Source organism: Borrelia crocidurae (assembly GCF_000825665.2).
GTDB classification, from domain to species: Bacteria; Spirochaetota; Spirochaetia; order Borreliales; family Borreliaceae; genus Borrelia; species Borrelia duttonii.
Genome location: NZ_LN609267.1, coordinates 789,709 through 798,336 on the forward strand (window position 1 = coordinate 789,709; position 8,628 = coordinate 798,336).

The 8,628-nt window shown below is 27.9% G+C and carries 7 protein-coding genes and 2 tRNA genes; 4 read left to right on the forward strand and 5 right to left on the reverse strand.

Annotated elements, in window-relative coordinates:
• Positions 1–163: 163 nt before the first annotated feature.
• Positions 164–436 (reverse strand): co-chaperone GroES, encoded by a 273-nt coding sequence (gene groES, locus BN1173_RS03795; protein ID WP_014696557.1) that lies wholly within the window; start codon positions 434–436, stop codon positions 164–166.
• Between the two features lie 143 nt (positions 437–579).
• Between groES and BN1173_RS03800 the strand changes: the two genes are divergently transcribed.
• The 3 genes from BN1173_RS03800 (at position 580) to BN1173_RS03810 (ending at position 6,303) form a co-directional block, all read left to right on the forward strand.
• Entirely contained in the window at positions 580–2,211 is a 1,632-nt protein-coding gene (locus BN1173_RS03800) for an ABC-F family ATP-binding cassette domain-containing protein (RefSeq protein WP_040236731.1), read from the forward strand.
• A 22-nt stretch (positions 2,212–2,233) separates the two neighbouring features.
• A complete protein-coding gene (locus BN1173_RS03805; protein WP_040236733.1) occupies positions 2,234–3,919 on the forward strand; it encodes an outer membrane protein assembly factor BamB family protein in 1,686 nt (561 codons plus the stop codon).
• Positions 3,920–4,047: 128 nt separating this feature from the next.
• Positions 4,048–6,303 carry a P83/100 family protein gene (locus tag BN1173_RS03810; RefSeq protein ID WP_040236734.1) on the forward strand — a complete coding sequence of 752 codons (2,256 nt, stop codon included), beginning with the start codon at positions 4,048–4,050 and terminating at the stop codon, positions 6,301–6,303.
• Positions 6,304–6,383: 80 nt separating this feature from the next.
• On the opposite strand, the gene BN1173_RS03815 is transcribed toward BN1173_RS03810, so the two are convergent.
• Positions 6,384–6,456, reverse strand: a tRNA-Pro gene (locus tag BN1173_RS03815).
• A 9-nt stretch (positions 6,457–6,465) separates the two neighbouring features.
• A tRNA-Arg gene (locus tag BN1173_RS03820) sits at positions 6,466–6,539 on the reverse strand.
• 103 nt (positions 6,540–6,642) lie between these two features.
• Here BN1173_RS03820 and BN1173_RS03825 point away from each other — a divergent pair.
• A complete protein-coding gene (locus BN1173_RS03825) occupies positions 6,643–7,260 on the forward strand; it encodes an endonuclease III domain-containing protein (protein ID WP_040236735.1) in 618 nt (205 codons plus the stop codon).
• 7 nt (positions 7,261–7,267) lie between these two features.
• Here the strand turns inward: BN1173_RS03825 and BN1173_RS03830 are convergent, their stop codons facing one another.
• On the reverse strand, positions 7,268–8,119 hold the full coding sequence (locus tag BN1173_RS03830; RefSeq protein ID WP_014696562.1) for an ABC transporter permease subunit: 852 nt from the start codon (positions 8,117–8,119) through the stop codon (positions 7,268–7,270).
• Positions 8,119–8,628 (reverse strand): ABC transporter permease subunit (locus BN1173_RS04695; protein ID WP_040236739.1); only part of this gene is annotated, 510 nt, incomplete at its 5' end. The genes BN1173_RS04695 and BN1173_RS03830, both read right to left, overlap by 1 nt.

Genomic DNA, 8,628 nt, shown 5'->3' on the forward strand with positions numbered 1-8,628 from the left:
GAATAAATTAAAAAATCCATTACTCTTAAAGATAATAACAGTAATGTTATATTATATATTGACCCTGAATTTTGTTTGACTAGGATAATAGGATGTAGCTACTAAATTTAAAAATTTTTTCTTTTAAAGAGAAACTAAATCACAATTTAGTTTCTCTTTTTTCTTATTCTTCTATAATAGCTATTATTTCTTTTGCTTTTAGAATTAGATGTTCTTTATCTTCAATCTTTACAGCAGCCCCAGCATATTTTTCATAAAGCACTGTGTCTCCGACTTTAACATTAATTTCTTCTTTGTTTGAGCCAATAGCCATAACTGTTCCAATATGTGTTTTCTCTTTTGCATTTTCTGGTATATATAATCCTGAAGTTGTTTTACTTTCGGCTTCTTTTATTTTTATTAAAACTCTATCAGCTAAAGGTTTAATATTCTTCATTTTCAAACATCTCCTTAATTTGATAATATAAATATACGAAAAAGTGAAGCGTTAAGTCAATATCTTTTAATGGCACTTGAAAATTAGCTTTATTTTAAAGATAATTCTTTTAATAAAATGTCAAGTTTAGGTGGAAAAATAGTTTGATAAGAGTAAATAATTTAGAAGTTATATTTGGAGAGAGAATTCTATTTCAAGATGTAAATATTAAGTTTTCTTCTGGAAATTGTTATGGAATAATAGGCGCTAATGGTGCAGGTAAGAGCACGTTTTTGAAAGTTTTGGGTGGAACAATTGAGCCTAGCAAGGGTGAAGTATTAGTTGCTAAAAATCAGAGAATGGCTGTTCTTGAACAAAATCAATTTGCATATGATGATTTTCGAGTTATTGATACTGTGATTATGGGTCATAAAAAGCTTTATTCTATTCAAAAGGAAAAAGATGAAATTTATGCAAAACTTGATTTTAATGATGAGGATGGTATTAGAGCTGGAGAACTTGAAGCAGAATTTGCTGATCTTGGAGGTTATGAAGCAGAATCTAATGCTGCAGTGCTTTTAAGGGGGTTAGGCATAGATGAGTCTCTGCATTTTAGTTTAATGAGGGATGTTGAGGCGGCCTTAAAAGTGAGAATACTTTTGGCTCAGGCTCTTTTTGGGGATCCTGATATATTGCTTCTTGATGAGCCTACTAATAATCTTGATATTCAATCGATTAAATGGTTGGAGGAATTTTTAATTAATTTCGAAAATACAGTTATTGTTGTCTCACATGATAGGCATTTTTTAAATCAAGTTTGTACTCATATTGTTGATATTGATTATGGAAAAATTCAAGTTTATCTTGGTAATTATGATTTTTGGTATGAAACTAGTCGAATACTTAATAAGCAATTGAAAGATGCTAAGAAAAGATCTGAAGAGAAAATAGCAGAACTTAAAACTTTTATTCAAAGATTTTCAAGTAATGCATCAAAATCTCGCCAAGCAACTTCAAGAAAAAAGTTAATTGAAAAAATTAAAGTTGAGGATTTAAAACCGTCTTCAAGAAAATTTCCTTATGTAAATTTTAAAATTGAAAGGGATCTTGGCAAAAATGTTATCACAATTAAAAATTTAACCAAAGAATTTGAGGGACAACTTATTTTAAACAAATTTAGTATTGTCATAGAACCTGGACAAAAAATTGTTTTTTTAGGTAGTCCAATTTCAGCAAGTTATCTTTTTGATATTATTACCAATGAAGACAGAGATTATAAGGGACATTATGAATGGGGTTCTACTGTTAATTTTGAGTATTTTAAAAAGGATAATGAAGAATATTTTAATGTAGATTTAAGTTTAATAGATTGGCTTAGACAATATTCCAAAGAAGGCGATGAGACTTATATTAGAGGGTTTTTGGGGAGGATGCTTTTTAGTCAAGATGAGGCTTTAAAGGGAGTTAATGTTCTCTCAGGAGGTGAGAAGGTAAGGTGTATGCTTGCAAAGATAATGCTTAGTGGTGCTAATGTATTATTATTGGATCAACCAACTAATCATTTAGATCTAGAGGCAATTACATCTTTAAATACTGGGCTTAAAGATTTTAAGGGAGTTGTGTTGTTTACATCTCATGATCATCAGTTTATTGATACAATTGCTAATAGGATTATTGAATTTACTCCTAATGGAATAATTGATCGTTTTATGACTTTTTCTGAATATATTGAGGATGTCAAGGTTAAGGAATTGCGGGATAAACTTTATGAGGGACATTCCATCTTAAAACTTTAATCACATTTTTGTTCATTACAGGATGTTTGTGATTTTGAAAGTAAATTTTTGTATTTTATTTTTTTTTAGTGCTTATTTTTCTCTATTTTCAGATATTAATCTTTATTTTCAAAAAGCTTTAACCGGACAAGTTTTAGGAAATCCTATCTTTGATGAGAGACGTGATACTATTACTGTATTAACTAAGGATAGGTGGTTAATAACTTATACTATGTCTTTTGGTAAAAAGTATTCTTATAGGTTAGATAGAACTCCTTATCCCTTTTTATTAAAGGATTTTGGTAATGGGTATTATGTTATTACAGGACGTAATGAAGTTCAGAAAATTAGAAGAGGAAAACTTATATGGAAATATAATCTGGGTGTTTCTCCTATAAAAGCCCCTTCAATAGGTAATGGTTATATTTTAGTTCCGACAGCTGATGGTAGAGTTATTGCTTTAAGACTTGGTGATGGGCATAAAGTTTTTGAGGTTGATATAGAAGGGCAAGCATTAACCTCATCTGTTGTTCTTGAAAATGGTAATTTTTATATTGTCAATGAGAATGATGAGATGTTTGCTTTTAATGTTGATGGAGGACAGATATGGAATATTTCGCTTATGTCCTCTCCTAGTACATTGATGATCAGTACTGATAATAAAATAATTGTTGGATTGCAATCCGGAGAGATTGTCATTTATGATAGTGATTTTGGTGATGTATTAAATTCTGTTAGTTTAAATTATCCTATTAATTTTTTATTCGAAAAATTTAATGGAGAATATGTTGCGGTATCTGATATTGGTGTTTTTTTTAATTTAAGTAAAAATCTTGAAATTATGTTTTTCAACAATTTATCTTTAAATCTTAAAGAAGCTGTGCTTTACAATAATAAAAATCTTTGTCTTGTTATGAAATCAAATGGTGTTTTGGTTCTTGATGAATATTTTAGACCCGTTGATAGGTATGATGATATGAAGGAGATATCAGGACTTGTGGCTAATGTTGGATTCATTGTTACTGGAGGATTTAATTGGATATTGACCACTTATTATTATGAATATAAAGATATGCTTGATGTTATTGTTTGGAATCATACATTGGGTAATAGATATCATCAAAATAGAATAGATTTTAGAGAAAAATATTTAATAGAACATGAAGATGTTTATTTGACTCTTGATGAAATGTTAAATTCTGCATATGATAAGGTTACTTATCGTAAATTTTTAAGTATGCTTGATTCTATTTTAAAGAAATATGGTAGTTTTCCTAAAAGATATTTAAATTTATATAAAAAGGCTATTGATAATTGGCTTGCTCCAAAAGATGGAATTGATAGAATCTTTCAAAGAGGACAACTGTATAAATATTTTATGTATGTTGATGATATTTCCGCGATTAAGGGTTTTGTTAATGTTGCAATTCATGAGAAAGATATTAGCAATGTAATTCAGTTGATTAAAAATATTGCCAAATTTGAATATTATCATGATCAAGATGAACTTGTATATAATTATATTCAATATATAATATTGAATTATCAGGGTAATTTAGAGATAGCTTATGCTGTTCTTTTAAGCTTACGAAAGATAATTGTAAATTCTTCTGAAGAGAATCTTCAAAAGTATAGAAGTAAATATCTAACTCTTTTGAAATTTATAAAGCGACAGAATTTTTCTGAAAAAATTAATGGCTTTGCTAATGAAATTATTGCAATTCTTTGATTCATTTTGTTGCTAATTTTATGTTATCATGTATTGAATACATCTTATATTGTGCTAAAATTGATGTTTTAATTTATACCGGTTTATTTAATGTTAAAGTTTATAATTAACCAGGGGAGAATTTTATTATGAAAAGAATATGGGTATTTTCTAGTTTGTTATTTATTTTTTTAAATATTGTTACTTTTCATGCTAGAGAGGTTGATAAGAAAAAATTAAAAGATTTTATTAATATGGATCTTGAATTTGTCAATTATCGAGGTCCTTATGATTCTACAGACACGTATCAACAGATAGTGGGTATTGGTGAATTTTTAGCTAAAAATTTAGTTGATAATAAGGCTAACTATTACAATAAATATTATGTTAATCGGCATATTGATCGTGAAGATGAAAAAAGTAGTTCAGATGTTTTTGTTATTGGTTTAAATTCATCTCTTGATAGTATTTTAAATCTTAGAAGAATACTTACAGGATATTTGATGGAAGGTTTTAAATACAGTAAAGAAAGTGCAGAATTGCTTGCCAAGGCTATTACGATATATAATGCTGCTTATCGAGGTGATTTGGATTATTATAATAATGCTTATATTAATTCTTCTCTTACAGATTTAAATAAGCATAATGTAGGGCTTTCAAGAGTTTATAGTCAGTGGGCTGGAAATACTCATATTTTTATTCCTCTCAAAAGAAATATTTTGTCAGGAGACATTGAATCAGATGTTGATCTTGATAAAATAGTTACGGAGAGAGTAGTAGCCTCTCTTTTAGGTGAAAATGAGGAAGTTGGTACAAATTTTGCAAGAGATTTAACAGATGTTCAAGATGAAATTCGTGATGTTGATCAGAAAAAAATTGATATTGAATCCAATACTTTAAAGAGTATTGATGATGAATTGAATGAAACCATTGATAATTTGAGAGAACAACTTGAGAAGGCTACAGGTGATACTGAGAAAAAAGAAATTGAGAAACAAATTGATGATAACATACTTCAAAGAGATGCTTTAAAGAATAAAACGGAAGAACTTAAAAAATCACAAAAAAAGTTGGATAGTTCTCAAGAAAAATTGGATAAACAGAGGGATATAGTAAAGGATAAGATACAAGAAAATATTGATAGGAGTAATAAAGATAAAAACTTACCAAAGCCTGGAGATATAACTTCTCCAAAAGTAGATGAAAAATTGCAATTAACCGAGACTATTGAGGATTTAGAAGAGCAACTCAATAAAGCTACTGATGATACTGAGAAAAAAGAAATTGAGAAACAAATTGATGATAACATACTTCAAAGAGATGCTTTAAAAGATAAGAAGAGAGATAAATTTAAAGAGGTAGATAATGGAGATTTGAATAAACAAAAAGAACCAGCTGAGAATATATTGCAAAGAAATGTTGAGAGTAAAAATCAAAATAATAATTTGCCAAGGCCTAAAACTACATCACAAAATGATGGAAAATCACAGTTATCTAAGGATTTAGCTCAACAACTTAAAAAGGCTATTGATGATGCTGAAAAAAAGGAAATTGAAAAACAAATTGTTGATGATAAGATAGTTCAAAGAGATGCTTTAAAAGATAAGAAGAGGGATAGGCTTAAAGAGGTGGATAATGGTGGTTTGGATAAACAAAAAGATCCAGTTAGGAATAGGTTGCAAAGAAATGTTGGGCGCAAAAATCAAAATAATAATTTGCCAAAGCCTAAAGCTACATCACAAAATGATGAAAAATTAAAGTCAGCTAGTGAATTGAAAAGACAACTTGAAAAGGCTACATCAGATATTTCAAAAAATTCTCCTAATATTGCGAATAAAAAATCTTTGCAGAGATTATCCGATAAATCTTTAAATGCTAAAGATAAATTGGTTAAGTCTGAGGATGTGAAAAAATTGTTCACTGAAGATAAGAACAAAAAGCCCGTATTTTTAGAAATTTTAAATCCTAATACTAATTTAGGTGTTCTTAGGTTAATTGATTCGGATAAAGAAAAATTAGATAAAAATTATCAGTACGGTATTAGGAGGTATGGGGTTTATGAAAGGAAAGATGATTTTGTTGCTATAAAACTTTGTTCAGGTATTGCAAAACTTCAGTTACTTAGCAAATCAGAAAATTTAAAAGTTAAATCTCAAGCAGGTTTTGAGTTGAGTAGGGATTCGTCTCTTTATGTTGATTCTGAAATGATTTTAGTAGTTGTTAAGGATAATGATGCTTGGAAATTAGCAAAGTTTTCTTCAAATGATTTGAGTAAATTTGTTCTTTCTGAAGATGAAGTTTTACCATTTACAAGTTTTACTGTTAATGCAGGACGTGTTTATTTACAGGATGCATCTAAGTCAATTATTACTTTGGATGTAAATACTTTGAAAAAAATAAATTGAACTCAATCATTGATTAAATAACATGTTTGTTAATGCAAACAGGAAGGATTAATTTTATTCATTCCTTTAATACTGGGAAATCGGGACAGTGAGATTCGAACTCACGATCCCCTGCTCCCAAAGCAGGTGCCTTAGCCGCTAGGCCATGTCCCGAAAAAATTACGCGCCAATTAGGACTTGAACCTAAAACCCACAGATTAGAAGTCTGTTGCTCTATCCCATTGAGCTATTAGCGCTTTTGAGCCTAAAATTGAGTATACCATGTTGAAAAATCCTTGTCAATAAAATATTATTGCTTATCCTTTATTATGACTATACATATAATTTATAATTATTTTTATGGTTAATATTGATTTAATTGTAGATGAAACTTTATTTCGCTATCCTTATGTAAAACCTTTTTTAACTTTTAAAAATAATTACGAACTTTTAATAATGGTGATTTTGAGTGCAAGAACGACTGATAATATGGTTAATAAGATTGCACCTAGACTTTTTGATAAATATGGTGATTTTAAAAGTTTGGCATGTGCTGATTTAGTAGATGTTGAAAGATTAATTTATAAATTAGGATTTTATTCAAATAAATCTAAAAATATTATAAATTGTGCACGAATGATTTTAGAAAATTTTGATGGTATTATTCCAGATAATGTTTTTGATCTTATATCTTTGCCAGGAGTAGGTAGGAAAACAGCCAATGTTATTCTTGGTGTTGTTTATAAAAAGCCAGCTATTATTGTAGATACTCATTTTAGTAGAGTTGTGATTAGACATGGAATTACTTTTGAGAAGACACCTTTAAAAATTGAATTAGATTTAAGAAATAGAATACCCGATGATAAACAATATAGATTTTCTATGGCTATTAATAGGCATGGTAGAGATATTTGTACATCACGTAGTCAAAACTGTAAAAATTGTTTTTTAGAAAAATTTGCACCAAGACTTGTTTGATCATGATTTATGATGATATGAAAAATTTTGTGTGTTTTTTTAGTTTGAGACTTATTGATGTTAAGATAATGTTTATTATTAATAATATTATTAGGGGATTTATCCATATCCAAAAATATTCTTTTCCCATTTCTATATACCTTAAAAGTTCTCCAAGACTTGGATAATAGCTTTTGTCTTGTTGTTGTAAAAAGTTTACTACTTCAAAAGTTGTTAGACTTTTTGAGATTTGTAGGGGAATAATTGATGAAATTGATGAAAAAATTTCGGGAAATATGTGATACATTATTATTCTATATTGGCTTGCACCCATCATTTTGCTTGCTTTTATATAATCAAAGTTTTTAATTAGTAGTGTGTTATTTCTTGTGATGAATGAAAATTTGATCCATCCGTGTACTATTGCTAGTATAAATGATACTTCTAGTATGTTATAGTTTTTTTGTTTTGAAAAATAATAGAGAATTAACGTTAATATATAGAAAAATGGTATTGTTTGTAATGATTCTATTAATTTTGAAATTATCAAACAAGTTTTGAATTTGAAATTACCGATTATTATTCCTATAAAAATTCCAATTATTGCAGAAATTGCTGCATAACTAAATGCAAGTAAAATAGAATTTCTAGTTGCTAATATTAATCTTGATAATATATCTCTACCCATTTTATCAATTCCTAAAGGATTTGTATTTGTTGGTGTTTGCGGCAATTTATTTGTTTGCTTAATGTATATTTTATTTGGGTCTTTTTTATATATTGCAAATTTTGAATTTTCATTTATTAAATTGGGAATTATTATTAGAAATAAAATGAAAATACTCAATAATAAAATATATGATCTTTTAAATTTATTCATTATTCTAATATATCCTTATAAGGATTCATATTGTATGTTAATATATCTGTTATTAAATTTGTTATTAACATAATTAATACTCCAACAAATAGTAAGTCTCTATAAACTATATAATCGTTATTTTTCATTGCATTAATTGTTAAAGCCCCAATCCCATCAATTCCAAATGTTATCTCAATAAAAGAGGAACCAAAGAATGATGTTGTAAGAGTGGATCGGAGTTGAGTGATTAATGAAGTTAAAGAGGGAATTAATGAGTGAAATGTTATTATTGAAAAATTTTTGATACCCCTTGATTTTGCACTTATTATATAAGGTTCAGATAAATTTTTTGTTAGGGATTGTTTAAAAATTACAGCGTTAAATATGAAAAATGAAAAAAACCATGCAAATCCACCTATTATCAGGTTTTTTTGATTTATGTTGAGGTAGTAAAGTATAGTAATTACTAACATTATGATTAAGTTTCTTGGTAGTGAATGTAAAAATAGCATTATATATTCTAAAAT